Origin of the sequence: Variovorax sp. YR750 (assembly GCF_900109805.1) — a bacterium.
In the GTDB taxonomy this organism is placed as follows: domain Bacteria; phylum Pseudomonadota; class Gammaproteobacteria; order Burkholderiales; family Burkholderiaceae_C; genus Variovorax; species Variovorax gossypii.
This window is the reverse complement of record NZ_FOBJ01000002.1, coordinates 309442-335244: the sequence shown is the minus strand read 5'-3', so window position 1 is coordinate 335244 and position 25803 is coordinate 309442. Positions and strand designations below refer to the sequence as shown.

Annotated in this window: 26 protein-coding genes; 12 read left to right on the top strand and 14 right to left on the bottom strand. The window is 69.9% G+C overall.

Features of this window, described 5'->3' with window-relative positions; all coding sequences use genetic code 11:
* Window positions 1-6: 6 nt before the first annotated feature.
* Together BMY35_RS05085 and BMY35_RS05080 are read left to right on the top strand one after the other, a co-directional pair.
* Complete coding sequence (locus tag BMY35_RS05085) at window positions 7-1647, top strand: acyl-CoA dehydrogenase family protein (protein WP_093195913.1); 1641 nt, start codon at window positions 7-9, stop codon at window positions 1645-1647.
* A 34-nt stretch (window positions 1648-1681) separates the two neighbouring features.
* Window positions 1682-2266, top strand: coding sequence for a hypothetical protein (locus tag BMY35_RS05080; RefSeq protein ID WP_093195912.1), 585 nt, complete (start codon window positions 1682-1684; stop codon window positions 2264-2266).
* A 16-nt stretch (window positions 2267-2282) separates the two neighbouring features.
* Here BMY35_RS05080 and BMY35_RS05075 read toward each other — a convergent pair whose 3' ends face one another.
* A complete protein-coding gene (locus BMY35_RS05075) occupies window positions 2283-3170 on the bottom strand; it encodes a gamma-glutamyl-gamma-aminobutyrate hydrolase family protein (RefSeq protein WP_093196178.1) in 888 nt (295 codons plus the stop codon).
* Window positions 3171-3310: 140 nt separating this feature from the next.
* Here BMY35_RS05075 and BMY35_RS05070 point away from each other — a divergent pair, with 140 nt between their 5' ends.
* The gene (locus tag BMY35_RS05070) at window positions 3311-4366 is read left to right on the top strand and encodes a sugar phosphate isomerase/epimerase family protein (RefSeq protein ID WP_093195911.1); all 1056 of its coding nucleotides are present in this window, start codon (window positions 3311-3313) and stop codon (window positions 4364-4366) included.
* Here the strand turns inward: BMY35_RS05070 and BMY35_RS05065 are convergent.
* Window positions 4363-5661 (bottom strand): aspartate aminotransferase family protein, encoded by a 1299-nt coding sequence (locus tag BMY35_RS05065; RefSeq protein ID WP_093195910.1) that lies wholly within the window; start codon window positions 5659-5661, stop codon window positions 4363-4365. The genes BMY35_RS05070 and BMY35_RS05065 overlap by 4 nt on opposite strands.
* A 120-nt stretch (window positions 5662-5781) precedes the next feature.
* Between BMY35_RS05065 and BMY35_RS05060 the strand changes: the two genes are divergently transcribed.
* Window positions 5782-6264 (top strand): Lrp/AsnC family transcriptional regulator, encoded by a 483-nt coding sequence (locus tag BMY35_RS05060; RefSeq protein ID WP_164546862.1) that lies wholly within the window; start codon window positions 5782-5784, stop codon window positions 6262-6264.
* Between the two features lie 3 nt (window positions 6265-6267).
* Here the strand turns inward: BMY35_RS05060 and BMY35_RS05055 are convergent, their stop codons facing one another.
* Complete coding sequence (locus BMY35_RS05055) at window positions 6268-7728, bottom strand: MocR-like pyridoxine biosynthesis transcription factor PdxR (protein WP_093195908.1); 1461 nt, start codon at window positions 7726-7728, stop codon at window positions 6268-6270.
* Between the two features lie 87 nt (window positions 7729-7815).
* Here BMY35_RS05055 and BMY35_RS05050 point away from each other — a divergent pair, with 87 nt between their 5' ends.
* From BMY35_RS05050 to dbpA, 3 genes are all read left to right on the top strand, one after another.
* Window positions 7816-9072, top strand: coding sequence for an MFS transporter (locus tag BMY35_RS05050; protein ID WP_093195907.1), 1257 nt, complete (start codon window positions 7816-7818; stop codon window positions 9070-9072).
* Between the two features lie 362 nt (window positions 9073-9434).
* Window positions 9435-9722, top strand: coding sequence for a translation initiation factor IF-1 (gene infA / locus BMY35_RS05045; protein ID WP_093195906.1), 288 nt, complete (start codon window positions 9435-9437; stop codon window positions 9720-9722).
* Window positions 9723-9807: 85 nt separating this feature from the next.
* Window positions 9808-11232, top strand: coding sequence for an ATP-dependent RNA helicase DbpA (gene dbpA, locus BMY35_RS05040; RefSeq protein WP_093195905.1), 1425 nt, complete (start codon window positions 9808-9810; stop codon window positions 11230-11232).
* Here dbpA and BMY35_RS05035 read toward each other — a convergent pair.
* On the bottom strand, window positions 11207-12652 hold the full coding sequence (locus tag BMY35_RS05035; protein WP_093195904.1) for an MATE family efflux transporter: 1446 nt from the start codon (window positions 12650-12652) through the stop codon (window positions 11207-11209). The genes dbpA and BMY35_RS05035 overlap by 26 nt on opposite strands.
* 59 nt (window positions 12653-12711) lie before the next feature.
* Here BMY35_RS05035 and BMY35_RS38245 point away from each other — a divergent pair, with 59 nt between their 5' ends.
* From BMY35_RS38245 to BMY35_RS05020, 4 genes are all read left to right on the top strand, one after another.
* Entirely contained in the window at window positions 12712-12882 is a 171-nt protein-coding gene (locus BMY35_RS38245; protein WP_164546861.1) for a hypothetical protein, read from the top strand.
* Between the two features lie 105 nt (window positions 12883-12987).
* Window positions 12988-13308, top strand: a complete 321-nt coding sequence (locus BMY35_RS05030; protein ID WP_093195903.1) for a hypothetical protein — start codon at window positions 12988-12990, stop codon at window positions 13306-13308.
* A 19-nt stretch (window positions 13309-13327) separates the two neighbouring features.
* Window positions 13328-14362 carry a MerR family transcriptional regulator gene (locus BMY35_RS05025; protein WP_093195902.1) on the top strand — a complete coding sequence of 345 codons (1035 nt, stop codon included), beginning with the start codon at window positions 13328-13330 and terminating at the stop codon, window positions 14360-14362.
* A gap of 34 nt (window positions 14363-14396) precedes the next feature.
* Window positions 14397-15614, top strand: a complete 1218-nt coding sequence (locus tag BMY35_RS05020; RefSeq protein ID WP_093195901.1) for an acyltransferase family protein — start codon at window positions 14397-14399, stop codon at window positions 15612-15614.
* Here the strand turns inward: BMY35_RS05020 and BMY35_RS05015 are convergent.
* Window positions 15551-16438, bottom strand: coding sequence for a LysR family transcriptional regulator (locus BMY35_RS05015; protein ID WP_093195900.1), 888 nt, complete (start codon window positions 16436-16438; stop codon window positions 15551-15553). The genes BMY35_RS05020 and BMY35_RS05015 overlap by 64 nt on opposite strands.
* An 81-nt stretch (window positions 16439-16519) precedes the next feature.
* On the opposite strand from BMY35_RS05015, the gene BMY35_RS05010 reads away from it, so the two are divergent.
* The gene (locus BMY35_RS05010; RefSeq protein WP_093195899.1) at window positions 16520-17410 is read left to right on the top strand and encodes an EamA family transporter; all 891 of its coding nucleotides are present in this window, start codon (window positions 16520-16522) and stop codon (window positions 17408-17410) included.
* Here the strand turns inward: BMY35_RS05010 and BMY35_RS05005 are convergent.
* The 9 genes from BMY35_RS05005 to BMY35_RS04965 all read right to left on the bottom strand — a co-directional run bounded on the left by BMY35_RS05005 (window position 17407) and on the right by BMY35_RS04965 (window position 25793).
* Entirely contained in the window at window positions 17407-18336 is a 930-nt protein-coding gene (locus tag BMY35_RS05005) for a fatty acid desaturase family protein (protein ID WP_093195898.1), read from the bottom strand. The two genes, BMY35_RS05010 and BMY35_RS05005, sit on opposite strands and share 4 nt — an antisense overlap.
* Window positions 18337-18441: 105 nt before the next feature.
* Window positions 18442-19146 (bottom strand): GntR family transcriptional regulator, encoded by a 705-nt coding sequence (locus tag BMY35_RS05000; RefSeq protein ID WP_176947413.1) that lies wholly within the window; start codon window positions 19144-19146, stop codon window positions 18442-18444.
* Window positions 19143-20432: an NAD(P)/FAD-dependent oxidoreductase gene (locus tag BMY35_RS04995; RefSeq protein WP_093195897.1), complete on the bottom strand. Its 1290-nt coding sequence runs from the start codon at window positions 20430-20432 to the stop codon at window positions 19143-19145. Before BMY35_RS04995 ends, BMY35_RS05000 begins: the two co-directional genes overlap by 4 nt.
* Entirely contained in the window at window positions 20429-20677 is a 249-nt protein-coding gene (locus tag BMY35_RS04990; protein WP_093195896.1) for a (2Fe-2S)-binding protein, read from the bottom strand. Before BMY35_RS04990 ends, BMY35_RS04995 begins: the two co-directional genes overlap by 4 nt.
* Window positions 20674-21777, bottom strand: a complete 1104-nt coding sequence (locus BMY35_RS04985) for an NAD(P)/FAD-dependent oxidoreductase (protein WP_093195895.1) — start codon at window positions 21775-21777, stop codon at window positions 20674-20676. The genes BMY35_RS04990 and BMY35_RS04985 overlap by 4 nt, the downstream gene beginning before the upstream one ends.
* Before the next feature lie 11 nt (window positions 21778-21788).
* Window positions 21789-22727: a 4-hydroxyproline epimerase gene (locus BMY35_RS04980; RefSeq protein ID WP_093195894.1), complete on the bottom strand. Its 939-nt coding sequence runs from the start codon at window positions 22725-22727 to the stop codon at window positions 21789-21791.
* Window positions 22728-22758: 31 nt separating this feature from the next.
* Window positions 22759-23898 (bottom strand): branched-chain amino acid ABC transporter substrate-binding protein, encoded by a 1140-nt coding sequence (locus BMY35_RS04975; RefSeq protein ID WP_093195893.1) that lies wholly within the window; start codon window positions 23896-23898, stop codon window positions 22759-22761.
* A gap of 84 nt (window positions 23899-23982) precedes the next feature.
* Complete coding sequence (locus BMY35_RS04970) at window positions 23983-24897, bottom strand: dihydrodipicolinate synthase family protein (RefSeq protein WP_093195892.1); 915 nt, start codon at window positions 24895-24897, stop codon at window positions 23983-23985.
* A gap of 173 nt (window positions 24898-25070) precedes the next feature.
* Window positions 25071-25793, bottom strand: coding sequence for a glycine zipper 2TM domain-containing protein (locus BMY35_RS04965; protein ID WP_093195891.1), 723 nt, complete (start codon window positions 25791-25793; stop codon window positions 25071-25073).
* Window positions 25794-25803: the final 10 nt, after the last annotated feature.

Sequence of the window (25803 nt, the reverse complement as noted above, 5' to 3'; positions counted from 1 at the left end):
ACGACCATGACCACCACCGGCATCCACCCCGACAACCAGGTCCCCGAGCTCAAGGACTACAACGTCTACACCAGCGACCCCACGCTGCGCGGCGCAGTGACACGCGGCGGCGCGGCCTGGCGCGACGAGGAGCTGGCGCGCCAGGGCGCGGAGTACGGCGCCGAGGCCACGCTGCGCGCCGCGGAAGACGCCAACCACCACGAGCCCGAGCTGCACACCCATTCGCGCACCGGCGAGCGCATCGACCAGGTGAGCTTCCATCCGGCCTGGCACACGATGATGACCATCGCCCGGCGCAACGGCATCGCCAACCTGCCGTTCTTCGACGAGCGGCCCTCGGCCTGGGTGGGCTATGGCGCGTCGCTCTACATGCACAGCCAGATCGAGTCGGGCTCGACCTGCCCGACCACCATGACCAAGGCCTGCATCCCGGTCGTGCGCCGCAACGCGGCGCTGTACGCCGCGCTGCGCGACAAGCTGGCGTCGAACGACCACGATGCGCGCGACATCCCGCTCGAGGGCAAGACCTCGATCACCGTCGGCATGGGCATGACCGAGAAGCAGGGCGGCAGCGACGTGCGCACCAACACCACGCGCGCCGTGCCGGCCGGAAGCGGCCCTTGGGGAGAGGAGTTCCTCATCACCGGCCACAAGTGGTTCTTCTCGGCACCGATGTGCGACGGCCACCTGGTGCTGGCCAAGACCGACGAGCACGGCTCCTCGTGCTTCTTCGTGCCGCGCTGGCGGCCCGACGGAAGCAAGAACGCGATCCACATCCAGCGGCTGAAGGACAAGGTCGGCAACCGCTCCAATTCGAGCAGCGAGGTCGAGTTCAAGGACGCCTGGGGCGTGCTCGTGGGCGACGAGGGCCGCGGCATCCCGACCATCATCGAGATGGCGACCGTGACGAGGCTGGACTGCGCGCTGGCCAGCGCCGGCTTCATGCGCCAAGCCTTCGCGCAGGCGCTGCACTACGCGCGCAACCGCCACGTCTTCGGCAAGGCGCTGGCCGACCAGCCGGTGATGACCGCGCTGCTGGCCGACATGGCGCTCGAATCGCAAAGCGCCACGCTGCTGGCGATGGGGCTGGCCTCGCGCTTCGGCTCCGCGGCGCCGCTGGACACGGCCTGGCGCCGGCTGCTCACGCCCGCCGCGAAGTTCTGGAACTGCAAGCGCGCAGTGGCACTCACCGGCGAGGCGATGGAAGTGTTCGGCGGCAACGGCTACGTGGAGGAGGGCCCGATGGGCCGACTCTTCCGCGAGGCGCCGGTGAACTCGATCTGGGAAGGCTCGGGCAACGTGATGTGCCTGGACGTGCTGCGCGCCGTCTCGCGCAACCCCGACGACGCGCACCTCGTGCTCGATCACCTGCAGGAAGTCGCCGCCGGCGAGCCCCGCGTGCTCGACGCGCTGCAGGCCGTGCGCCGGATGACGCAGCTGCCGCCTCAGGAGCTGGAACAGCAGGCCCGCCGCTTCACCCAGCGGCTGGTGCTGGCCGCGCAGGCCTGCCTGATGCTGGAGCACGCGAGCGCGGAGGAATCGGCCGCGTTCCTTTCGAGCCGCTTCGATCCCGACTGGGGGCCTGTGACGGGCATCAGCGCCGGCACTTCGGATCCGGCGGCGCTGCTGCGTGCTGCCTGGCGCTGACCAGACGCCTGTCCAGCAGTTGAGAATCGCGCCCATGACCATTGCGGCGCAACCCGGAGTGCTGGACCGGGCGTATTTCAATCTCGTTGTCGTTCGCGCTCCCTTGATCGAGGTGGCGCGCGCCTTCGACGGCCATCCCCCGATGAAGGTGAAGGTGGCGGCCGCGCCATTCGCCTTTCCATCCCAGTCGTACATCGGGGAAGGCTCCACCATGCTGCTCTGGGTGCCGGAAGCCGCCCCGCATCTCACGGCCTTCATGCCGCACGCCGCGTCGAGCGACTACTTCTTCCGCTCGTACTGCACCCGCTTCCTGTTCGACGTCGCCGAGGTGCGGAGCACTTCGCCTCAAGCGGAGGACCCGATCAACTCGTTCGAGGTCGATGCGGACGGCAAGCCGAGGCGCATGGTGCGCGCGATGAAGGACGATCGCTGGGACTTCTTCCAGGAAGGCAGCCCGTTCGGGTTCGAACGGACCGAGCGCTATGCATCGAGGCTTGTCAGGGACCGCCTGACGCGAGAGCTTGTGCTCGACTATCTGGAAGCCTGGGGCGCACCCGTTCGCGACGAGGCTTTCTGGAGAACGAACGTGCCGGCGGCCACCTTCGTGGGCCGGACCTAGCCCGCGAACTTCCTCCTCAGCGCCGCAGCAGCGCCTGCCGCAGCACCCGCGCGGCGCGGTCGCGGATCTTGCCGGAGCCGGAGCGCGGCGTGGTCTTGGGCGCGACCTTGGCGGTGGCGCAGGCCCACAGGAAGTCGTGCAGGATCGGCGTGTCGTCCACGGTCTCGGTGCTGCCGTACTTGTGGAACTCCGGGTGCCACTGGGTCGCCGAGATGTAGCTGCGGCCCTTCTCGGGACGGCGGCGGATGGCCTCGGGCACGCGGTCGGGCAGGCTCCAGGCCTCGACCTCGAAGCCCGGCGCGAGGCCCTTGATGCCCTGGTGGTGAATGCTGTTGACGCGCGCGGTGCGCACCTCGGGGTAGAGCTTCGACAGCCGCGTGCCCTGCACGATCTCGATGTCGTGGAAGTTCTGGTCGTAGGTCACCGGGTCGCGGTGCTTCAGCGTCTGGGGGTGGCCGTGCTGTTCCTCGATGTCCTGGTAGAGCGTGCCGCCGAAGGCCACGTTGATGAGCTGCAGCCCCCGGCACACGCCGAAGATGGGCTTGCCGGCCTGCTCGAAGGCCTCGACCAGCGCGAGGTCGTAGAGGTCGCGGATGCGGTCGCCGATCCAGGCGTCCTTCAGCGGCACCTCGCCGTAGCTGCCGGGCCAGACGTCGGCCCCGCCGTGCATCACCACGCCGTCGAGCCATTCGGCGTAGTGCGACAGCTTGGTGTCGCCGCGCGCGGTCTCGCCGGTGGGGCAGGGCACCATCACGACCATCGCGCCGGCGGACATGAGCCAGTGCGCGATCGACTGCTCGACGTACTGCAAAGTCTTGTTGGTGAAGAGCGAGCGGGCCGGGTCCGCATGCGAGAAGCAGGCGGACAGGCCGATCTTGAGCCTGGCGGAAACAGGTTGTGTCATCGCTGGACTGTCGTCGGTGGGAACCGGACGGGTGATGCGAAAAGGAAAGTCCATTTTGGCTCGTTGGCCTCTCGCACGGGGTCGGACGACACGCCAAGTATGCTTTCAACGCTGCCCCAACGTACAAGGAAGACAAGCCGATGAAAACCATCAAGGGCCCAGCCATATTCCTGGCCCAGTTCGCGGGAGACACCGCCCCCTTCAACACCCTCGACGGCATCGCCGGCTGGGCTGCCGGCCTGGGCTACAAGGGCGTGCAGATTCCCAGCTGGGACGCCCGCCTGTTCGACCTGAGGAAGGCGGCCGAAAGCAGGACCTACTGCGACGAGGTGAAGGGCACGCTGGCGAGCCACGGCCTGCAGATCACCGAGCTATCGACGCACCTGCAGGGCCAGCTGGTGGCGGTGCACCCGGCCTACGACGCGGGCTTCGACGGCTTCGCGGCGCCCGAGGTGCGCGGCGACCCGGTGCGGCGGCAGCAGTGGGCCGTCGAGCAGCTGCACCTTGCGGCCAAGGCCTCGGCCAACCTCGGGCTCACGGCGCACGCGACCTTCTCGGGCGCGCTGGCCTGGCCCTACCTGTACTCGTGGCCGCCGCGCCCGCCGGGCCTGATCGAGGAAGCCTTCGACGAGCTGGCGCGCCGCTGGCGGCCCATCCTGGACGCCTTCGACGCCGCCGGCGTGGACGTGGGCTACGAAATCCACCCCGGCGAGGACCTGCACGACGGCGTGAGCTACGAGATGTTCCTGGAGCGCGTGAACAACCACCCGCGCGCCTGCCTGCTGTACGACCCGAGTCACTTCATGCTGCAGCAGCTCGACTACCTGGCCTACATCGACCACTACCACGAGCGCATCAAGATCTTCCACGTGAAGGACGCCGAGTTCAATCCGACCGGCAAGCAGGGCGTGTACGGCGGCTTCCAGAGTTGGATCAACAGGGCAGGGCGCTTCCGCTCGCTGGGCGACGGTCAGGTGAACTTCAAGGCCATCTTCTCGAAGATGGCGCAGTACGACTTCCCGGGCTGGGCGGTGCTGGAGTGGGAGTGCTGCATCAAGCACCCGGAAGACGGCGCGCGCGAGGGCGCGAAGTTCATCGCCGACCACATCATCCGCGTGGCCGACCGCGCCTTCGACGACTTCGCGGCGGGCGGCGTGGACGTGGCGGCCAACAAGCGGATGCTGGGGATCGGCTAGATCGTCGAGCGGATCGCGTCGTCGAGCATCTCGAGCCCACGGTCGAGTTCGGCCTCCGTCACGTTCAGCGGCGGCGCAATGCGCCACACCGCCGCCATGCCGCCGACGGCAACGATGTTCATGCTCAGGCCGCGCTCCATGCAGGCGTCGGTGATGGCCCGGCCGCGCTCGGCGTCGGGTTCGCGGGTCTCGCGGTCTTTCACGAGTTCGACGCCCTGCAGCAGGCCATGGCCGCGCACGTCGCCGATCACCTCGTGCCGGGCCTTCAACGTCTCCAGGCCTTGGCGCAGCCGCTTGCCCATCTGGGCGGCGCGGCGGGCGAGGTCTTCTTCCTCCAGCACGTCGAGCACGGCCAGCGCGACCTCGGCCGGCAGCGGGTCGGACACATGCGAGGTGACGTGCACGAAGCCCTTGTCGTGGCAGTCCTGCTCGATGGCTTCGCTGGTGATGGCCGCGCCGATGGCAACGCCGCCACCCAGCGTCTTCGACACGGTGAGGATGTCGGGCACCACATCGGCCTGTTCGAAGGCGAAGTTGGCGCCCATGCGGCCGAAGGCGGTCTGCGCCTCGTCGAGGATCAGCAGCATGCCGCGCTCGCGGCACTTCTCCTTGAGCTTGGGGAAATAGCCCTTGGGCGGCACGATCACGCCGCCCGAGCTGAGCACCGGCTCTGCGATGAAGGCGGCTAGCGAGCCGCTGGATTGCGCGTCGACCATGTCGAAGCCCACGTCCAGGCAGGTGGTGTCGCAGGCGTCGCGGCAATGCCGCACCGGGCAGCGGTAGCAGTTGGGCGCCGGAATCGACATGGTGCCGGGCTTGCGCGGCCCGTAGTCCACGTGATGCCGGCCGGCGAAGGTGAGCGAGGCGATGCCGCCGGTCACGCCGTGCCAGCCGCCGTTCAGGCCCACGATCTCGTAGCGGCCGGTGGTCACCCGCGCCATGCGAACCGCGGCCTCGTTGGCCTCGCCGCCGGTCGAGAGAAAGATCGATTTCGACAGCGACGGCGGCAGCATCGACGCCAGCCGCCCGGCCAGCGCCGGCACGGCCGGCCCGACGAAGCCGCTGTAGAGGTGCAGCGCGCCCTCGCAGGCCTTCTGGATGGCCGCGACGATGCGCGGATGGTTGTGGCCGATGGTGGCGCACATCTGGCCCGAGGTGAAGTCGAGGATCTCTCGGCCGTGCTGGTCCCACAGCGTGGCGCCGCGCGCCTTGACGATCACGTGCGAGCTGAGCCCCATGCCGTACCGCACGAGGTGCCTGCTGGCCACGGGGTCGTAGGTTGCGCCTTCTGCCATCGGATGCTCCTTTTCGTGGGGGATGCGGGCAGCGTAGCCAGCGGCCGGAGAATCCGGTGTCGTTGTGAGGGCCCCAAAGCGAATCCGATTGCCCGGGCGTTGCGCCACACTGGCGGCACCATGAAAACCGGCACCCTCGATCTCGATCGCATCGACCAGTGCATCCTCGCCGAGCTGCAGGCCGACGCGGGCCTGCAGAACCAGACGCTGGCCGAGCGCGTAAACCTCTCGCCCTCGGCCTGCCTCAAGCGCGTGCAGCGGCTGCGGCGCGCGGGCGTGATCCGCGAGGAGGTGGCGATCCTCGACGCCGCGCGCGTGGGCTTTCCGGTGCTGGTGATCTCGCGGGTCGCGCTGCGCAGCACCACGCGCGAGGCGATACAGGCCTTCGAGCGCAAGGTGCATGCGCTGCCGCAGGTGCTGCAGTGCCACTGCGTGGCGGGAGACACCGACTTCGTGCTCGTGATCTGCGCGCGCTCGCTGCCCGAGTACCAGGCCTTCGCGCAGGAGCAGCTGGGCGACGCGCTGGAGCTGGAGAACTACTCGAGCGACGTGGTGCTGTCGACCACGAAGTTCACCACGCAGCTGCCGCTGGACAGGGCCTGAGCGCTAAAGCAACGCCGCCAGCCGCCGGATGGCGCCGTCGATCTGCGACTCGCCGATGAGGCCGTAGCCGAAGGCCAGGCCGTTGGGCGCATCGGGTGCGTTCGACTCCGGCGCGTAGCGCGACAACGGCGGCAGCGTGATGCCCGCCACGGCGGCGCGCTCCACCACCACGTGGTCGCGCGTACCGCCATGCAGCCAGGCCGACAGGTGCAGCCCCGCGCTGGAAGGAATCACTTCCAGCCGGCCCGCGCCGTGGCGTGCCAGCGCGTCGAGCAGTACGGTGCGCCGCGCGGCGTAGAGCTTGCGCATCTTGCGGATGTGCCGCGCCAGGTGCCCTTCGGCGATGAAGGCGGCCAGCGCCTCCTGCCCGAGCACCGGCCCGTGCCAGTCGGCAAGCTCGCGCGCCCGAACCAGCGCCGCGCGGGCCCAGGGCGGCGCCACCACGAAGCCCAGGCGCAGAGCAGGAAACAGGCTCTTCGAGAAGGTGCCGATGTAGAAGACCGACTCGGCGCGGTCCAGCGTCTGCAGCGCGTCGAGCGGGCGGCCGGCGAAGCGGAATTCGCTGTCGTAGTCGTCCTCGACGACGACGGCGTTGCGCTCCCGCGCGAAGGCCAGCAGTGCGGCGCGGCGCTGCGGCGACATCGCGACGCCGGTGGGGAACTGGTGCGACGGCGTCACGCACACCACGCGCGCCTCGGGCGGGATGCGGTCCACGCACACGCCCTCGGCGTCGGTGGGCACCGTCACCACCCTCGCGCCGGCTGCCAGCATGGCCTCGCGCAGCGACGGATAGAAGAGCTGCTCGACCGCCACCACCGTGCGCCCCGGCACGACCAGGATGCGCGCGAGCAGCCCGAAGGCCTGCTGCGCGCCGGCCGTGACCACGATGTCGTCGGCGGTGCAGCCGACCGCGCGCGTGAACGACACGTGCCCGGCGATCGCCTCGCGCAGCGCGGCCTGCCCCTGCGGATCGGCGTAGTCGGCCGTCTGCCGCGCGATACGGCGCAAGGCGCGGTCGCTCAGGCGGCGCCAGATGTCGAAGGGAAAGAGGCTCACGTCGGGCAGGCCGACGCGGAAGTCGTCGCGCGCGGGCTGCGGCTGCAGGGTGGGGGCGAGGTCGGCGCCCGGCACGCCCGGCGGCACCAGCCGGGGGTCGCGCCGGAGCGCCAGGGACTTTCGGGGGGCGCGGCCGCGCCGCGATGCCGGCAGCGTGTCGGCCACGTAGGTGCCGGCGCCGGGGCGGGCCAGCAGGTAGCCCTCGCTCAGCAGCAGGTCGTAGGCCGCCAGCATGGTGTTGCGCGACACGCCAAGACGCTGCGCCAGCGCGCGCGTGGCGGGCAGGCGGGCGCCGGGCTGCAGCCGGCCGTCGAGGATGGCGCCGCGCAGCTGGCGATGCAGCTCACGCAGCAGGTCGCGCGAGCCGGCTGGCGGCAGGCGGATGGCGAGTTCGAAAAGTGGCTCCATGAACTTCGCTGATTGTGGTTCTTTTGAAGAGCCAATTGCAAACCTATTCTGGAGGCACTGAACACACTTTCCACGGAGTCATTCGTCATGAACAGCACGGCTCTTTCCTCCTCCCCCTCGTCCTCGCCGCAGCCGGCCGGGCGCCTGCCGCTGAGCCTGGGCTGGCTCGCGCTGGGCGCCTTCGCCATCGGCACCGAGAGCTTCATGGTCGCGGGGCTGCTGCCGGTGCTTGCGGCCGACCTGCATGTCAGCGCCGCGCGCGCGGGGCAGCTGGTGCTGCTGTTCGCGCTGAGCTATGCCATCGGCTCGCCGGTGATGGCGGCGCTGCTGGCGCGCTTCGGGCGCCGGCGGCTGCTGGTCGCGAGCCTCGCGATCTTTTCCGGGCTGACGCTGGCCGCGTCGATGGCGCACGGCTTCATGCAGCTGGCGCTGGCGCGCGTCGCGCTGGGACTGGTGGCCGGCGTGTTCCTGCCGACGGCGAGCGCGGTGGCGGCGGTGATGGTGTCGCCCGCGCTGCGCGGCCGGGCGCTGGCCATCGTGACCGGCGGCGGCACGGTGGCGGTCGCGCTCGGCGTGCCGCTGGGCGCGTGGATCGCGGGCTGGGGCGGCTGGCGCACGGCCTACATGCTGATCGCCGCGGTGGCGGCGCTCGCCACCTGGGGCCTCGCACTGGGGCTGCCGCGCGAACTGGCGCAGGCACCGGCCGCCGGGAAGCAGACGCCTGCCTTCGCGGTAGCCCGCGAGCCGGGCGTGCTGCCGGGGCTGCTGGTCAGCCTGCTGTGGGCCACGGGCGGCTTCAGCTTCTACACCTACATCGCGCTGTTCCTGTCGAGCACGCTGGGCTTCGGCGCCGAGGGCACGGGCGCGGTGTTCTTCGCCATCGGCGTGGCGGCGGCCGTTGGCACCGCGGCCGGCGGCTGGGCCACCGACCGTTTCGGCGCCGACCGCATGGCGCAGGGCTTCGCGCTGATGCTGGTGCTGATCCTGGGCGGGCTCTCGCTCTCGGCGCAGATGCTGCCGCGCGGGCTGGCGCTGCCGGCGATCGTGGGGCTGTCGGCGCTGTGGGGCTTCGCGGGCTGGGGTTTCGGGCCGGCGCAGGCGGTGCGGCTGATCCGGCTGGCGCCGGAACGCGCGCCGATGACGCTGTCGCTCAACGCCTCGGCGATCTACCTGGGCATCGCGGCGGGCTCGGGGCTGGGCGGGGTGGCGATCGACCTGTTCGGCGTCGGCACGGTGGGCTGGGTGGGCGCGGCCTGCCAGTTCGCCGGCCTGATGCTGCTGCTGCGCGCCGCACGCCGGGCGCGCGCTGCCTGTGCCACACCGACAGAACTATGTTTTCGATAGCAAAAAGCGCTTGCACGACGGCCCTTCGGGGCCTTTTTCTTTTGGGCGTTGCTTTAAGACAAGCAACTGTCATGCCCCGCAAGCTATAATGTCGGGTTCGTTTCGATACCACGGCGAAGAAGATTTCGTCATTACCGCCGGCAAACCTGCGCCGCCTCGGAAATTCTCCAGGCCTCCCCGCTCGGCAAGCCGGCTTTCACAGTGTGTTGGAGTGCCAGAAGACCGGCGCCCATGATGGCCACCACTGCCGTCGTTCCTGTTGAAGCGAACCGCGCGTCCGTCTCGCGCTCCCGTACGCGGGCTGAAACAATCACACCAATTCAATCTCCAACACACATCGAACGATTCAGAGGTAAGCACAGATGCCAAAGGAAGAACTCATCGAAATGAACGGCGCGGTGACCGAAGTCCTGCCGGACTCGCGCTACCGCGTCACGCTGGACAACGGCCATCAGCTGATCGCCTACAGCGGCGGCAAGATGCGCAAGCATCACATCCGCATCCTGGCCGGCGACAAGGTGTCGCTCGAGCTCTCGCCCTACGACCTGACCAAGGGTCGCATCACCTTCCGTCACCTGGAACGTCGCGGCCCGCCGCCGACGAACTCCGGTTCCGGCGGCTCCGGCAACAACAACGCACCCCGCCGCTGATACCCGACCGACCGAAGGCCTTGCAGCGCTCACATAGGGCGCCGCAAGGCCTTTGTCATTCGTGCGTCCTGCCGGCCATCGAACCATGACCACCCCCGATTCCACGGCCGGCAACGGCGACAACGGCTTCGCCACGCTGGCGCTCTCGCCCCAGATGCTGGCCAACCTCACGCAGCTCGGCTACACGCAGATGACGCCGATCCAGGCAGCAGCGCTGCCGCCGGCGCTGCTCGGCAAGGACCTGATCGCGCAGGCCAAGACCGGCAGCGGCAAGACCGCCGCCTTCGCTCTCGCGCTGCTCTCCAATCTGAACCCGCGCCGCTTCGCCGTGCAGGCGATGGTGCTGTGCCCCACGCGCGAGCTGGCCGACCAGGTCACGACCGAGATCCGCCGCCTGGCGCGCGCCGAGGAGAACATCAAGGTGGTCACGCTCTGCGGCGGCGTCGCGCTGCGCGGGCAGGTGGCCAGCCTGGAGCACGGCGCGCACATCGTGGTGGGCACGCCGGGGCGCATCATGGACCACCTCGAGCGCGAGAACCTGGACCTGGAAGCGCTCAACACGCTGGTGCTCGACGAAGCCGACCGCATGCTCGACATGGGCTTCTTCGACGACATCGTGAAGGTGGCGCGCCAGTGCCCGAAGGAGCGCCAGACGCTGCTGTTCTCGGCGACATACCCCGAAGGCATCGCCAAGCTCGCGCAGCAGTTCATGAAGAACCCCGAGCAGATCGCGGTGCAGTCGCAGCACGAAGGCAGCAAGATCCGCCAGCGCTGGTACCAGGTGCAAGACAACGAGCGGCTGCATGCCGTGAGCCTGCTGCTCGACCACTTCCGCCCCGTCAGCACGCTGGCCTTCTGCAACACCAAGCAGCAGTGCCGCGACCTCGTCGACGTGCTGCGCGGCCAGGGCTTCAGTGCGCTGGCCCTCTTCGGCGAGCTGGAGCAGCGCGAGCGCGACCAGGTGCTGGTGCAGTTCGCCAACCGCAGCTGCTCGGTGCTGGTGGCCACCGACGTGGCGGCGCGCGGGCTCGACATCGCGCAGCTCGAAGCCGTGATCAACGTCGACGTGACGCCCGATGCCGAAGTGCACATCCACCGCGTCGGCCGCACCGGCCGCGTGGGGCAGCAGGGCGCATCGGAAGGCCTTGCGCTGAACCTGGCCAGCATGGACGAGATGGGCAGCGTCGGAAAGATCGAGCAGCTGCAGGGCCGCGAATCGGAATGGCACGAGCTGGCCGAGCTCACGCCGGGCAAGGGCGCGCCGCTTCAGCCGCCCATGGCCACGCTGCAGATCGTCGGCGGGCGCAAGGAAAAGATCCGCGCCGGCGACGTGCTGGGCGCGCTGACCGGCGAATGTGGCTATGCCAAGGAGCAGGTCGGCAAGATCAACGTCAACGAGTTCTCGACCTACGTGGCGGTGGACCGCGTGATCGCAGCCGAGGCGGTGCGCAAGCTCTCCGCCGGCCGCGTGAAGGGCAAGTCGGTCAAGGTGCGGCTGCTGGAGCAGTAGCCGCCTGCGCCGAGGTCGGCGCCACCGGCGCGTCGAGCACAGGAGCCGGGGCGGCACCCGGCGCCGGCACCTCCTGCCGCGCCAGCTTCGCGGCCAGGCGGAACGCCACGATCACCGCCAGCAGCCCGAAGATCGACGAGCCCACGGCCTGGCCGATCAGCACGCCGGCCGCGCCGTAGTGCGAGCCCCACCAGGCGAACGGAATGGTGCCCAGCGTGGCGCGCCCCCAGTTGAAGCCCGTCGACAGCAGCGGATGCCCGAGGTTGTTGAACGAGGCGTTCGCCACGAACAGCCCGCCCGCGAAGAAGAAGCTCGCGGCCAGCCAGCTGCAGAAGAGCGAGATCAGCTGCGCCGCCTGCCCGTCGGCCGAGAACGCGCGGATGATCACGCCCTGCCCGAGCGCGAGCACCAGCCACGCCACGGCCACCGAGGCCACCATGAAGAGCAGGCTGTCGCGCAGCCCCTCCTGCACGCGACGGAACTGCCCGGCGCCCAGGTTCTGCGCGAGGATCGGCCCGACCGCGCCGCTGAGCGCGTAGACCAGACCGAAGGCAACGGGCGTCAGACGGTCGATGGTGGCGGCGCCCGCCACCGCCGAGGGCCCGAACTGCGCGACCGAATGCGTGACGAAGGCCGCGCCCACCGGCGTCGCGAGGTTCGTCAGCACCGCCGGCCCGGCCACCGAGCCCAGCGCGCGCGCATCGCCGGCCAGCCGCGACGGCTCGAAGCGCCCGAGCATGCGATGCCTCACCGCCACGCCGTGCAGGCCGATGGCCGCGAGCACCGTGCGCGAGACCACCGCGCTGATGGCCGCGCCGTCGAGCCCCAGGCCGAAGCCGAAGATCAGGATCGGATCGAGCACCGCCGTCACGAAGGCGCCCGCGAGCGTCACCGTCATCGAGCGGCGCGCGTCGCCCACCGAACGCAGCAGCGCCGAGGTCGCCATGCCGATGCCCAGCAGCGGCAGCGTGTGCACCGTCACCGAGAGGTAGCGATGCGCGAGCCGCGCCGTCTCGCCCTCGGCGCCGAGCGCATGCAGCGCGGGATGCAGGAAGAACGCGGTGCCCGTGCCCGCCACCACCGACAGCGCCGTCATCAGCACGAGGCTGGAGGTGCCGATGCGGCGCGCATCCTCGGCTCGCCCCGCGCCCACCGTGCGCGACACCACCGCCGCGATGCCGATGGTCAGCCCGATGCACAGCGAGGCATGGAAGAAGCCCACCACGCCCGCGAAGCCGACCGCCGCGGCGATCTCCTTTTCGCCGAGCAGCGAGATGTAGAAGAGGTTGATGAGGTCGACCGCGAACACCGCGATCAGCCCGATGGCCCCCGTGCCCGCCATCACGCAGACGTGGCGCATCAGCGAGCCCGAAACGAAGCGTGCGCGCCCGACACCACCCGCCGTTGCGGTTATTGGCATATGAAATTCCCGATGTGGCCTAATTGCAGGTTCGAACATCACTTTTACCCGAGCTTTTCATGCCCAAGACATTCCGTACCGAAGCCGAACGCGTTGCCACCCCGAAGCCGACGCCGCTGCCCGGCTACACCGTGCCGCGCTCCGGTGGCGGCCAGAAGGTCAGCCTCGAACGCGGCACCGCAACGCGCAGCAAGAAGAACCCCGGCAAGCGCGCCAAGAAGGGCGGCTGATCCGGCCTTCGGCCTGCCGGCTCCCCGAAGGGGCCACGACGAACGCGCCCCCGGGCGCGTTTTGTCATTGGGGCCGCCGTGCCCAGACCTCCCCCTAGACCCGCGATGTCCGACGACAACCAGATCCTCATCCCGCCCTCGTTCCCCGCCGTCTACTCCGATGCGCGACAGCGCCTGAGCGAGCCGGTCGGCGTGGTGCGCGAGCGCTACGAGATCTGCGAAGACCTCGCCAGCCACCTCGTGGGCCATGCGCAGATCCAGCACCACACCGAGGTGCCGGTCGAGAGCGAGATCCTGCGGCGCATCCACGCCGGGCTGGCCACACCCGAATCCGGCGTGTCGCCTACCGAGGCCGAATGGGTCGTGCGGCGGCTGGCCGAACTGCTGGGCTGGGAAGACCCCGGGCCGATGTCCGGCGCCGACTGAGCCCCAGCGGGAGCCGGCAATGCTGCTCAAGGTCGGGGAACTCGCCAGGCACACCGGCCTCACGGTGCGCACGCTGCACCACTACGACGCCATCGGCCTGCTGGCGCCCTCCGCGCGCTCCGAGGCCGGCTACCGGCTCTACGACGCGGCCGACGTCGCCCGCCTGCACGCCATCCAGGCGCTGCGGCTGCTGGGCCTGCCGCTGGCCGAGATAGGCGCCCTGCTGGGCAAGGAGGGCGGTTCGATGCCCGCCATCATCGCGCGGCAGATCGAATCGCTCGACCAGCAGATCGCGCAGGCCACCGCCTTGCGCGAGCGGCTCGGCCTGCTGCAGCAGCGCCTGGACGAAGGCGCCCAGCCCGACATGAAGGACTGGCTGGACACGCTCGAGAAGATGACCACCTACGGGCGCTATTTCAGCCCCGCTGAGATCAGGTCGTTCATGGCCAACTGGAAGACCGTGGCCGACCGGTGGCCGCCGCTGGTGGCCGAGGTGGCCGCGCTGATATCGCGCGGCGTGCCGGCCAGCGCCCCCGAGGTGCAGCCGCTGGCCGCCCGCTGGATGATGCTGATGGGCCAGTGGATGGACGGCAGCTTCGACCTCATCACGCGCTGGGGCGAGATGTACCGGCGCGAGCCCGTGGCGCGCAGTGACGACGGGCCTCCCGCCGAACTGCTGGACTACATCGGCGAAGCCATCGGCATACGCATGGCCGCGCTGCTGCGCCACCTGACCACCGACGATCTCGCGCACCTGAGCCGCCCGCCCGAAGACGAATGGCGGCGCCTGGCGGGCGAACTCGCCGCGCTGAAGGCGCGCGGCGTTCCGTCCGACGACGAGCGGGTGCAGGCCATCGCGCGCGAATGGGCGCGCCTGTTCGACGCCTTCACCGGCCACGACCCCGGCCTGGCAGCCCGCCTGATGCAGGCGATGAACGCGGAGCCGGTGCTGCAGGCCGCCGCGGTGACGACGCCCGAAGTGCGCGACTACCTGCTGCGTGCCATGGCCGTGCTGCAGCAGAAAAATCCGCCGCCGCCCGCCGCCAGCGCTTGACCCTGACGTTGCGTGAGGCCCGACAGTGGGCCGCATGAACAACGCACAACCCCTTTCGCAAAGGCTCCACGCGCTCGACAACCTCCGCGCCCTGATGATGTGGCTCGGCATCGTGCTGCACGTGGCGGTCAACCATCTCACGATCGAATCGCCGCTGCCTTGGCGCGACCCGAAGACATCGCCGGCGGCCGACCTGCTGGTGCTCTTCATCCACAGCTTCCGCATGCCGGTGTTCTTCCTGCTGGCCGGCTTCTTCGCCGCGCTGCTGGTCGAACGGCGCGGCGCGAACGGCATGCTGAAGAACCGCGGCCTGCGGCTGGCGCTGCCCTTCGCGATCTTCTGGCCACTGCTGTTCGCGGCGACCACCGTGCTGGCGATGGTCTACATCCATCTCACGGTGCGCGGCGTGCCGGGTATCGACCCCACGCTGACGCCGGCGCGGCAGCCCGGCGGGTCGCCCTTCAACACCATGCACCTGTGGTTTCTCTATCAGCTGCTCTGGCTCTGCGTGCTGGCATGGGCCGCCGTGCGGCTGCAGCGCTTCGTGCCGGCTCGGCTGCGCGATGCGCTGGCCGGTGGCTTCACGACGCTCGTCGAACGGCGCTGGGGCTTCGTGGTGCTCGCGCTGCCGCTGGCGGTCGTCGGAGCCTTCTACCCGTCGGGCATGGTCACGGTGAGCGGTTCGTTCCTGCCGCCGCTGGGCGAATGGGTGCAGAGCGGCCTGTTCTTCCTGGTCGGCTGGCATGTGCACGGCCAGCGGGAGCGGTTGCTGGCGCTCTTCGCGGCGCGCTGCAAGGGCTACGCGGCGGCCGGGCTGGTGTTCCTCGTCGCGACGGTGATGCTTCTTGGCGCCTCGCGCGGCGCCGGTGCGCATCGCCTGCCGCATCCGGAGTTCTGGATCGCCTTCGCCTACAACGCGACCGCGTGGCTCTGGAGCCTGGCCCTCGTCGGCGCCTTCGTGCGCTACCTGCCGCGCCAGAACGCGGTGCTGGCCTACCTGTCGCAAAGCGCGTACTGGGTGTACCTGGTGCACATGCTCGGCACCATCGGCTTCGGCATCCTGCTGTTCCATGCACCGCTCGGTGTGGTCGCGAAGATGGGCCTGAACATCCTGGCCACGTCGCTGGTGGCGCTCGCCAGCTACCAGCTGCTGGTGCGCCGCACCTTCGTGGGCAGGCTGCTCAACGGTCAGCGCGCGGAAAAGCGCTCGACCAGGAAGTCGACGAAGGCCCGCGTCTTCGCCGCCAGGTGACGCGAGGGATAGACGGCGTACACGGACGTCTCGTCCGCCTGCCAGTCCTCGAGCACCGCCTCCAGACGGCCCGAGGCCAGCTCGGCCTCGACGTAGATGCGCGGGATCAGGCTCAGGCCGAAGCCCGCGAGCAACGCGTCGCGCACGGCGATGCTGGAGCTGACCTTGTAGCGCCCGTCGATGGGCACCGCCACGCTGCGGCCGCCGCGCGTGAAGGTCCATTTGTTCGCATGGCCCGACAGCGTGAACTGCACGCACTCGCGGGCCTTCAGGTCCTCGGGCTGCGCGGGCCGGCCGGCGGCGGCGAAGTAGGCGGGCGAACCGCACAGCACGTGATGCATGGTCATGAGCTTGCGCGCGACGAGGCTCGAATCCTCCAGGCGGTCGCTGCCGCGTATGGCCAGGTCGTAGCCCTCGCCGATGATGTCCGAGCGGGTGTCCTGCAGGTTCAACTCCAGCCGCAGGTTCGGATAGCGGCCCATGAACTCGGGAATGGCCGGCGACAGCAGCGTGAGCGCGAAGGTCAGTGGCGCGCTCACGCGCAGCACGCCGCCGGGGCTGCTGCCCATGGGCGCCAGCGCCGCGTCGGCCTCGCTCAGCTCGTCGAGGATGCGCGACAGGCGCTCGAAGTACGCCGCGCCCGCCTCCGTCAGGCTCATCTGCCGCGTGGTGCGGTTGATGAGCCGCACCTTCAGGTGCGCCTCCAGCTCCGCGATGTTCTTGCTGACGGCCGCGGCCGAGAGCCCCATCTGCCGCGCCGCCCCGGCGAAGCTGCCCGTGGCGGCGGCTGTGCGGAAGACTTTGAGGGCGGTGAGGTGGTCCATGCCTGATTGACGACTGCCGGTAAAGAATCAATTCATTATTCGGACATTCACAACCACCGGTCAACTCACTAGATTCGAGGCATGACCAGCCGCACCACCGACATCCTTCTCACCGCAACGGCACCCGCCATCTGGGGCAGCACCTACATCGTCACCACCGAGCTGCTGCCCGCGAACTACCCGCTGACGGTGGCGCTGCTGCGCGCGCTGCCGGCGGGCCTGCTGCTGCTGGCAATCGTGCGGCAGCTGCCCGAGCGGGCATGGTGGGGGCGCATCTTCATCCTGGGCGCGCTGAACTTCTCGGTGCTGTGGGCGATGCTGTTTCTCGCGGCCTATCGGCTGCCGGGCGGCGTGGCGGCCACCATCACCTCGGTACAGCCGCTCTTTGTGGTGTTCCTCGCCAGCATCTTCCTGGGCTCGCCGGTGCGAATGCTCTCCGTGGCGGCTGCGGTGGTCGGCATCGGGGGTGTCGCCCTGCTGGTGCTGACGCCGAACGCGGCGCTCGATGCGCTGGGCATCGCGGCCGCCATCGCCGCGGCGACGTCGATGGCCTTCGGCACGGTGCTGAGCCGGCGCTGGCAGCCGCCGGTGTCGGCGCTGACCTTCACCGCGTGGCAGCTCACCGCCGGCGGCCTGCTGCTGCTGCCGGTGGCGCTGCTGCTGGAGCCGCCGCTGCCCGCGCTCACGCTGCACAACTGGATCGGCTTCGGCTGGCTGGGCCTGGTGGGCGCCGCGCTGACCTACATCGTGTGGTTCCGCGGCGTGGCCCGGCTGGAGCCCTCGACCATCGCGCCGCTGGCCTTCCTGAGCCCGGTGACGGCCGTGATCCTCGGCTGGGCGCTGCTCGGCCAGGCGCTATCGACCTGGCAGGTGCTGGGCATCTTCATCGTGATCGCGAGCATCTGGCTGAGCCAGCACGCGCAGCGCGGCGGACAGCCGGCGGCGAGGCCCGCCGCAGCGGCCGCGCGCTAGACAGCCTGCGCGGTGGCGCGCTTCAGCAGGCTCAGGTAGCCCGGCTGCACTTCCATGCGCGCGATGGCGTCCTGCCGTCGCAGCAGCCGGTGCGCCTTCGGCAGCGCCCAGCAGGGCAGGCTGGTGAACATGTGATGCTCGCAGTGGTAGTTGACCCAGTAGGGTGCCACCAGAGTGCGTTCGAGCCAGCCGGCATGCGTGGTGCGGGCCTGCCGCATCGGATCGGCCTCGTTCTGCGCGACCAGCGCATGCTCGGCGATGTTGCGCACGCGGCTCACCAGCGGCAGCCAGGTCGCCATCGGCAGCAGCCACATCGCGAGCCATGCCCACCAGTAGCCGGCGAGCGCGAGGGCGAGAAAGCCCAGGCCGTTGGCAATGAGGAACCGCCGGTCCTTCGCGAGTTCGCGGCCGAAAGCCTTCAGCGCCGACTCGCCTGGCGCGCGCTTGCGGATGCCCTCGGCGATGTGCCCGAAGCGCTGCTTGTAGAAGGTCTGCCCGCTCAGGTCGCGCACCACCTTGCGCCACATCGAGGCGCGCGTGATGGGGAAGGGCGCCGACAGCACGAGGTCCGGGTCTTCGGTCTGCTGCACGAAGCGGTGGTGCTGCAGGTGATAGGGCCGGTAGTCGCGCAGCGTCGACGAGCACAGCCAGTAGCCCACCCAGTCGTTGACCTTGCGGTTGCGGTGCAGGGCCGCGTGCGCGGCGTCATGCATGAGGATGAAGAGGCCCAGCTGCCGGGCCCCGACGATCGGCACCACGAGCGGAATGGTCCACGGCCACACGATGCCCACGAGCATCGCCACGCCGATCACGCCCCAGCAATGCAGCACCAGCCACAGGCCCTTCCACGACGAACGCGCGGTGAGCGACTGCCACTCCTCGGTGGTGAAGAAGTCTTCGGGTTGGGCTCGGGGTGCGACGGCCATCGGGCCAGTATGCGCCGCGAGGCCGCCTCGGAACACGCGGAATTGCCCGGAGGCCGGGAGCGAGGGGCGAGGCCATTCGGCCTACTTGCGCCCCCTGCCTGCGTGCTAGTTGTCGATGATCTTGCGCGCGAAGACTTCGAGGTAGTCCATCAGCCGGTTGGCGCCCGCGATGGCGGCCGCCTCGTCGCCCGTGGCGATGCCCTGCGCCAGTTCGAGGTGCGCGTTCGCGCCCTCGACGATCTCGCCCTCGTGCTGGTAGGCGTACCAGAAGCGCCGGCACTGCACGATGGGCGGGATCACCGCGCGCACCGCCGAATCGTTGTGGCTCGCCTGGTGGTTGACGAGGTCGAGCGCGCGGTCGGCCTGCATGTAGTCGTTGAGGTCGCCGCGGCCCGCGGCCTCGACCATCATCTCGGCGCAGCGCACGATCTCCTTGCGCTGCTGCGCGGTGGCGCGGCGTGCGGAGCAGGCGGCGATGAGTAGCTCGAGCACGCGCCGGGTCTGGATCACATCGAGGTGGTCGGCCAGGTCGATGGTCGACACCAGCAGCCCGCGCCGCGGCTGCTGCACGATGAGGCCGATGGACACCATGCGCATCAGCGCCTCGCGCACCGGCGTGCGGCCCAGCCCGGTGCGCTCCGCAAGATCGGCCTCGACGATCTGGCTGCCGGGCTGCAGCTGCATGGTCGACAGCAGCGTCTCGATGGCGTCGTAGGCCTCGTCGGCGGCGCGGCGCTTGGGCGGTGGACGGGATGCGGCGGGGTTCTTCGGGGAGGCCATGGTCTTCTTCTGCGGATGCTGCGGCGTCATTGTCGGGCGTCCGCGTCGGTCGCGGCTTCGCCGAGGCCCGCGAGCGTCGCGATGCGCACCGGCGACAGCGGCGGACGCGGCGCGGGCGGCGTCCATCCGAAGAGGAACTGCGCGGCGTCGCCGCAGACGCGGCCCTGGCAGGCGCCCATGCCGCAGCGGCGGTGCAGCTTGGCGTCGGTCCAGCCGGAGCAGCCTTGCAGCGAGGACAGAGGCACGTCTTCGCAGCGGCAGACGAGCGTGTCGGCCTTCGGCATCGTCCGGATGTCGGCGGCCAGCGCGAAGCCGCGGTGCAGCTGCGCGGCGAAGGCATCCCAGCGGTCGCGCTCGCCTTCATGGGCTTTCGCCGCGCGTTCGTCGCCCACCGCTGCGTGGCCGGCGATGGCGCCCTGCGCAAGCGCGCGCTCGCTGCCGCCGAAGCCGGTGCACTCGCCTGCCGCGTAGACGCCGGCGATGCTGGTGGCCTGGAGCGCGTCCACCGACAGGCCGCCCGCAGGCGCGAGAGTGCAACCGAGCATGCGGCCGAGCTGTGTATTGGGCACGAGGCCGAAGCCGCAGGCGATGCGGTCGCAGGCGATTTCGGCCTCCGTTCCGTTGCCCTGCAGCAGTCGCGCCGACTCGACCTGAGTCGTGCCTTGCGCCGAGACGATGCGCGACGAGGTGCGGTACTGCGGATCGGCCAGCGTCACCGCCTGTGCGGCCTTGCCCGGCCAGCGCGCAAGGCTGGCGCCGAAGCGCGCGACCGAGGCGAACGATGCCTGCTCGGCGATGCGCAACACCTTGGCGCCTGCCGCGCGCGCGGTGGCGGCGGTGGCAAGCAGCAGAGGCCCGCTGCCTGCGATGACGATGCGCTCGCCCGCGACCGGCAGGCCGGCCTTGATGAGTGCCTGCAGGCCACCCGCGCCGGTCACGCCGGGCAGCGTCCAGCCCGGAAAAGGCAACAGCAGTTCGCGCGCGCCGGTGCAGAGGATGAGCTTGCCCCATCGCATGCGCGTGGCGCCCTCCGCGTCTTCGAGCAACAGTTCGCCAGGCGCCGGTGCGGCGACGACGCGCGTGCCGCTGCGCACGCGGATGTTGGCGTGGCGTTCGAGCGCGTCGCGCCACCTGCGCGCGGCAGGCGGCAGCCTGGCGCCGGGGCCGTCGCGCCAGATCTGTCCACCGGGCGCGGGGTTGTCGTCGATCACGACGATCGATGCGCCGCTCGGCGCGGCGGCCACGGCGGCTGCCATGCCGGCCGGGCCGGCGCCGATGACGAGCACGTCGCAGCGCTCCGACACGACGCCGCTCATTCCGAAGTCTCCACGCGCATGCCTTCGGTGCAGACGGTCTGGCACGCGAGCCTGCGCCGGCCGTCGATCAGCACGCGGCACTCCTGGCATACGCCCATGCCGCAGAAGGGCGCACGCTGCTGGCCGCTGACGGACGTGCGTGCCACGCCCATGCCGCCTGCCACGCGCAGCGCTGCAGCGACCGAGCTGCCCGCCTTCACACGGACCAGACGGCCGTCGATGTTCAGCAGCGTGTGGGCGCTCATGCAGCCTCCCGCAGTCCGCGAGGCGCGTACGGCGCAGCGTCGAAATCGGGTGTCGAACCGGTCATCAGCGCCGCGAGCAGTTGCGCGCTGCCAGGCGCCGTGGTCACGCCGAGGCCTTCGTGCCCGACGGCAAGCCAGAGCTTCTCGCGCCACGGATGCTTGCCCAGAAGCGGAAGCCCGTCGGGCGAGGCCGCGCGCATGCCGGTCCACGAACGCAGGGCGTTGAGGTTCGCGAGCCCCGGCAGGTAGTCGAGCGCGCGGCGGAGCATGCGCGCCAGCATCGGCGCCTCGACCGCCGGATCGGTGGTGTCGAACTGGCGCGAGGAGCCGATCAGCAGCTGCCCCGTGGGACGCGGCTGCACGTTGAAGGCGACCGAGTCGCCCTCGCTGTGATGTGCGCTGGTCACGTAGCCGAGCTCGACCAGCTGGTGGTGCACCGTGCCCGGATAGCGGTCGGTGATGAGCAGGTGCCCCTTCTTCGGGCGTATCGGCAGTTCGGGGCACAGCGTCGTCGCCTGGATGCCGTTGGCGAGCACGACCTGCGGCGCGGCGCGGCGGGTGCCGTCTGCGAGGCGCAGCGAGCCGTCGTCGTCGATGGCCTCGACCTTCGCGTGCTCGACGCGGATCGATGCCTCGTGTTGCGCGAGCAGCCAGCGTGCCGCGTTGGATGCGTAGAGGATGCCGTCGCTCGGCACTTCGAGCGCGCCCGCGAGGCCCTTGCGCAGCGCCGGTTCGGCGGCCGCGAGCTGATTCGCGTCGAGCAGACGGCTGTCGATGCCATCGGCGCGCAGCCGCTGCAGCTTGCGCTCGGCTTCGGCCATCTCTTCGTCGTTCGCGGCGATCCACAAGGTGCCGCAGGCGCTGTACGCGCAGTCTTCGCCCATGCGCGGCGCGAGTTCGCGCCATTGCGCGATCGAACGGCGGCTCAGTTCAAGCTCGGCCGGGTTGTCGTCCATCACCACGAGGTGCCCCATGCCCGCGCCGGTGGCACCGCCGATGCCAGCGTCGAGCACCAGCACCTTCGCGCCGGCACCGGCGAGCGCATGCGCGCACGCGGCGCCGACGATGCCGGCGCCGATGACGATGACGTCCGCGTTCATTCCGCCCGATGTCAGAGCCGTATGCCCCAGCCGAAAGGGTCGGCGTCGTCGATCAGCAGCGTGGCCTCGGCGCTGATGTGCGCGCGGCCGCGCAGCGTGGGGATGACGCGGCCTTCGCCGTCGAGCGCGTAGCTGGCCTCGAAGACGCTGCCGATCACGCTGGCCTGCTTCCACACCTCGCCCGGCGCGAGCTTGCCGTCGGCTGCGAGGCAGGCGATCTTGGCGCTGGTGCCGGTGCCGCAGGGCGAGCGGTCGTAGGCGTTGCCGGGGCACAGCACGAAGTTGCGGCTGTCGGCGCCTTCGCTGTCGTCGGCGAAGAGTTCGATGTGGTCGATCTCGGCGCCGTCGGCACCGGTGATGCCCTGTGCCGCGAGCGCACGGCGCAATGCGGCGGTGTAGTCGGTGAGCGCGGCGAGGTTGTCGCTCGCCACGCGCTGGCCGTGTTCGCTCACGAGGAAGAACCAGTTGCCGCCCCAGGCCACGTCGCCGCGCACGACGCCGTGGCCCGGCAGTTCAACCGCCGCCTGCCGCAGGTGCCGATACGCCGGCACGTTGCGCACGCTCACCGAGCCGTCTTCGTGCAGCGTGGTGGTCACGGTGCCCACGGGCGTCTCGATGCGGTGCTCGCCGATGCCGATGCGCCCCATGTGCGCGAGGCTCGCGACCAGCCCGATGGTGCCGTGGCCGCACATGCCCAAATAGCCGGCGTTGTTGAAGAAGACGACGCCAGCCGCCGCATCGGCGGAGACCGGCTCGCACAGCAGCGCGCCCACCACCACGTCGCTGCCGCGCGGCTCCAGCACGGCGGCGGCGCGCCACTTGTCGTGCTGGTCGGCCAGCAGCGCGCGACGCTCGGCCATGCTGCCCTTGCCCAGGTCGGGGAAGCCCCCGATCACCAGGCGCGTGGGCTCGCCGCCCGTGTGTGAGTCGATGACCTGGATGCGCTGCATGCTCGTCTTCTTCTTTCTTCTTCGCTTCGGCTCAGTAGCTCGCGATGGGCACCGGGGCCGCGTTCTTGAAGGTGAACACGGTGATCGGCGCCTGCTTCATGTTGCCCTTGTCGTCGTAGGCGTAGGTGGCGGCCACGCCCTTGTAGGTGGCCTTGTAGAGCTCGGCGCCGACCTTGTCGGGATCGATGGAGTTGGCCTTCTTCATCGACTCGCCGATGAAGAGCACCTGGTCGTAGTACGAGGCGGCGTACGCGTCGGGATCGGCGTTGAAGCGCTTCTTGAACTTCTCCTTGAAGGCCGGGCCGCTCTGCGCCTTCTCGAGGATGGAGCCGCCCTGCGCGCAGAACACCAGGTCGTTGACCGCGTCGCCGCCGAGCTTGCCGGTGGCGGGGCTGCAGACGGTGTCGCCGCCCAGCAGCTTGCCGGGCACCGCGAGCTGCTTCATCTGCCGCGCCATGGGCGCGGCCTGCGGCGCGTAGCCGCCGAAGAAGATGGCCTCTGGCGCCTTGGACTTCATGTTGGTCAGGATGGCGGTGAAGTCCACGGCCTTGTCGGTGGTGAACTCCTGGCCGACGACGGTCAGGCCCTGCTTCTTCGCTTCCTTGGTGAACTCTTCGGCGAGGCCCTGGCCGAAGGCGGTGCGGTCGTCGATCACGCCGACTTTCTTCACCTTCATCTCCTTGGCTGCGTACACGGCCATGGCGCTGCCGATCTGGTTGTCGCTCGCGATGATGCGGTAGAGGTTCTTGTAGCCGCCCTGCGTGACCTTCGGGTTGGTGCCCACGGTGGAGACCATGGTGCCGCCGTCGCTGTAGATGCGCGAGGCCGGGATGGCCACGCCCGAGCAGTACGGGCCCATGACGTACTTCACGCCGTCATCCACGAACTTCTGCGCCACGCTCACGCCGGTCTTGGCGTCGCACTGGTCGTCTTCCGAGGCCAGCTCGAACTTCAGCGTCTTGCCGCCGACGACGAGCTTCTTCGCGTTGAGCTCCTCGATGGCGAGGCGCACGCCGTTTTCATTGTCCTTGCCCGCGAAGGCATTAGGGCCCGACAGCGGACCGCTGTGACCGATCTTGACCACCTGCTCCTGCGCATGCGCCTGGCCGGCGAGGGCCAGGGCGATGACGGCGAGGCCGGGAAACGAAACCATGCTTGCTTTTGTCTTCATGCTTCTTCCTGCTGGGTTGGGGACGATGAAAAACACGCTGCCGGCGACCGACGGGTAAGCCGGCGCCAGCGCGCCGTCGGTTTATTACATGACCGACTGGTATTGAACAGGCCTCGTCGCGAGCGCCTTCTTCACGATGCCTTCGACGAACTCGCGCTCGGCGCCGACGAGCGGCAGGCGAGGGCGGCGCATGTGCTCGGTGCCCACGCCCACCAGCGCGTCGATGAGCTTGAGGTTCTGCACGAGCTTGGTGGACACGTCGAGGTGCAGCATCGGCGTCATCCACTGGTAGAGCTTGAGCGCCTCGGCGAACTTGCCGGCCTTCATCAGGTCGTAGAGCGCCACGGTCTCGCGCGGGAAGGCGCAGCCCACGCCGGCCAGCAGGCCGTCGCAACCCAGAGCCAGGCCCTCGTAGGCAAGGTCGTCGACGCCGAGGAAGAGCTGGTAGCGGTCGCCCACGGTGTTGCGCAGGTCGGTGATGCGGCGGATGTCGTCGGTGCTTTCCTTGATGGCCGCGATCCATTCGCAGTCGGCCAGCTCGACCATGTGCGCGGGCTTGAGGTCGACGCGGTAGGCCACCGGGTTGTTGTAGACCATGATGGGCTTCTGCGCCGCATTGGCGATGGTGCGCACGTTGAGCATGGCCTCGCGCGCGTCGGCCACGTAGATCACCGAGGGCATCACCATGAATCCGGCCACGCCGAGCTTGTTGGCACCGTCGACGTAGCGCAGCGCCTCGCGCGTGCTGGTCTCGGACACGTTGGCCAGCACCGGGATGCGGCCGTCGGCGGCCTCCAGCGCGATCTTCGCGACCTGCAGCTTCTCCTCCAGCGTCAGCGTGCTGGCTTCGCCGAGCGAGCCGCAGGTGACGAGGCCGTGGATGCCGTTGCGGATCTGGAAGTCGATGTGCCGGGCCGTGCCCTCGGCATCGATGCTCTCGTCGGCGTTGAACTTGGTGGTGACGGCGGGAAAGATGCCTTGCCAGCGGGGATTGCTCACTTGATCGCTCCTTTTGGTGTGCGGTGTGGAAGCGTCGCACTTTAAATATATTAAAGATATACGGTCAAGATATCCGTCGGGCAAGCGCTCTTCCGGGCGAGGTTCTTCTGTGATATCGGCGGCGCAAGGCGCCGAGCCCCGCGGCGGGGCCCGCGACAGCGGTTTCCGACCGGCTACCTGTGCCCGTCGGCGGGGCGCAGCACGCCGCGCCTGAGCGTGACCGGCTTGCCGACAGGCGGCGCGGTCTTCGTCTCGACGGTGCGCAGCGCGCCGTCGTCCATGCGCACGCCCACCTCGTAGACGGTGACGGTGCGCACGTGCTTCTCGACGGCATTCCCGGCGAAACCGCCGCCCACCGCGCCCAGCACCGTGGTGGCGACGCGCCCGTTGCCATGGCCGAACTGGTTGCCGACAAGGCCGCCGACCACGCCGCCCGCGACGGCGCCGACACCGGTGGTCTTCTGCGCGCGCTGTACCGGGTGCACCGATTCCACGCGGCCGCAGACCGCGCACGGCGGTGGAGCGGGCTGCGCGGCAGCAACCGGTGCTGCGGCTGGCAAGGGCGCCTGCGGCACTGCCGGTTGCATCGCCTGGACCGGCGCGGGTTCGGGCGCCCTGACAGGCGCCGCTGCCGGAACGGGCGCAGGCATTGCGGGCGGCGCCTGCAGCGCTTCAGGCTTGAAGTCGTCCGGCGCGTTGGGCGTGGCCGGAGCCGCGGCGACGACGACGGGAGGCGGGACACTCGCAGCCGCATCCGGCCCTTGCTGCCGGTGCAGCAGCACCCCGCCAAGCGCCACCACGGCCACCGAGAGAGCGCCGATCACTGCCCACAGCGCCTTGGGCGACCTGGTCACCGGCTGGCCCGGAGGCGGATTGAATGGCGACGTCGGATCCATGAAAAAGCTC

Excerpts from the sequence above, each read along its gene's own strand:
- BMY35_RS05050 (WP_093195907.1), top strand. The coding sequence starts at position 7,816 with ATGAACAGCACGGCTCTTTCCTCCTCCCCCTCGTCCTCGCCGCAGCCG.
- BMY35_RS05015 (WP_093195900.1), bottom strand. The coding sequence starts at position 16,438 with ATGGACCACCTCACCGCCCTCAAAGTCTTCCGCACAGCCGCCGCCACG.
- BMY35_RS05080 (WP_093195912.1), top strand. The coding sequence starts at position 1,682 with ATGACCATTGCGGCGCAACCCGGAGTGCTGGACCGGGCGTATTTCAAT.
- infA (WP_093195906.1), top strand. The coding sequence starts at position 9,435 with ATGCCAAAGGAAGAACTCATCGAAATGAACGGCGCGGTGACCGAAGTC.
- BMY35_RS05020 (WP_093195901.1), top strand. The coding sequence starts at position 14,397 with ATGAACAACGCACAACCCCTTTCGCAAAGGCTCCACGCGCTCGACAAC.
- BMY35_RS05025 (WP_093195902.1), top strand. The coding sequence starts at position 13,328 with ATGCTGCTCAAGGTCGGGGAACTCGCCAGGCACACCGGCCTCACGGTG.
- BMY35_RS04975 (WP_093195893.1), bottom strand. The coding sequence starts at position 23,898 with ATGAAGACAAAAGCAAGCATGGTTTCGTTTCCCGGCCTCGCCGTCATC.
- BMY35_RS04995 (WP_093195897.1), bottom strand. The coding sequence starts at position 20,432 with ATGAGCGGCGTCGTGTCGGAGCGCTGCGACGTGCTCGTCATCGGCGCC.
- BMY35_RS38245 (WP_164546861.1), top strand. The coding sequence starts at position 12,712 with ATGCCCAAGACATTCCGTACCGAAGCCGAACGCGTTGCCACCCCGAAG.
- BMY35_RS05070 (WP_093195911.1), top strand. The coding sequence starts at position 3,311 with ATGAAAACCATCAAGGGCCCAGCCATATTCCTGGCCCAGTTCGCGGGA.
- BMY35_RS05005 (WP_093195898.1), bottom strand. The coding sequence starts at position 18,336 with ATGGCCGTCGCACCCCGAGCCCAACCCGAAGACTTCTTCACCACCGAG.
- BMY35_RS04990 (WP_093195896.1), bottom strand. The coding sequence starts at position 20,677 with ATGAGCGCCCACACGCTGCTGAACATCGACGGCCGTCTGGTCCGTGTG.
- BMY35_RS05060 (WP_164546862.1), top strand. The coding sequence starts at position 5,782 with ATGAAAACCGGCACCCTCGATCTCGATCGCATCGACCAGTGCATCCTC.
- BMY35_RS05030 (WP_093195903.1), top strand. The coding sequence starts at position 12,988 with ATGTCCGACGACAACCAGATCCTCATCCCGCCCTCGTTCCCCGCCGTC.
- BMY35_RS05000 (WP_176947413.1), bottom strand. The coding sequence starts at position 19,146 with ATGACGCCGCAGCATCCGCAGAAGAAGACCATGGCCTCCCCGAAGAAC.
- BMY35_RS05065 (WP_093195910.1), bottom strand. The coding sequence starts at position 5,661 with ATGGCAGAAGGCGCAACCTACGACCCCGTGGCCAGCAGGCACCTCGTG.
- BMY35_RS05010 (WP_093195899.1), top strand. The coding sequence starts at position 16,520 with ATGACCAGCCGCACCACCGACATCCTTCTCACCGCAACGGCACCCGCC.
- BMY35_RS04965 (WP_093195891.1), bottom strand. The coding sequence starts at position 25,793 with ATGGATCCGACGTCGCCATTCAATCCGCCTCCGGGCCAGCCGGTGACC.
- BMY35_RS05075 (WP_093196178.1), bottom strand. The coding sequence starts at position 3,170 with ATGACACAACCTGTTTCCGCCAGGCTCAAGATCGGCCTGTCCGCCTGC.
- BMY35_RS05035 (WP_093195904.1), bottom strand. The coding sequence starts at position 12,652 with ATGCCAATAACCGCAACGGCGGGTGGTGTCGGGCGCGCACGCTTCGTT.
- BMY35_RS04985 (WP_093195895.1), bottom strand. The coding sequence starts at position 21,777 with ATGAACGCGGACGTCATCGTCATCGGCGCCGGCATCGTCGGCGCCGCG.
- BMY35_RS05055 (WP_093195908.1), bottom strand. The coding sequence starts at position 7,728 with ATGGAGCCACTTTTCGAACTCGCCATCCGCCTGCCGCCAGCCGGCTCG.
- BMY35_RS04980 (WP_093195894.1), bottom strand. The coding sequence starts at position 22,727 with ATGCAGCGCATCCAGGTCATCGACTCACACACGGGCGGCGAGCCCACG.
- BMY35_RS05085 (WP_093195913.1), top strand. The coding sequence starts at position 7 with ATGACCACCACCGGCATCCACCCCGACAACCAGGTCCCCGAGCTCAAG.
- dbpA (WP_093195905.1), top strand. The coding sequence starts at position 9,808 with ATGACCACCCCCGATTCCACGGCCGGCAACGGCGACAACGGCTTCGCC.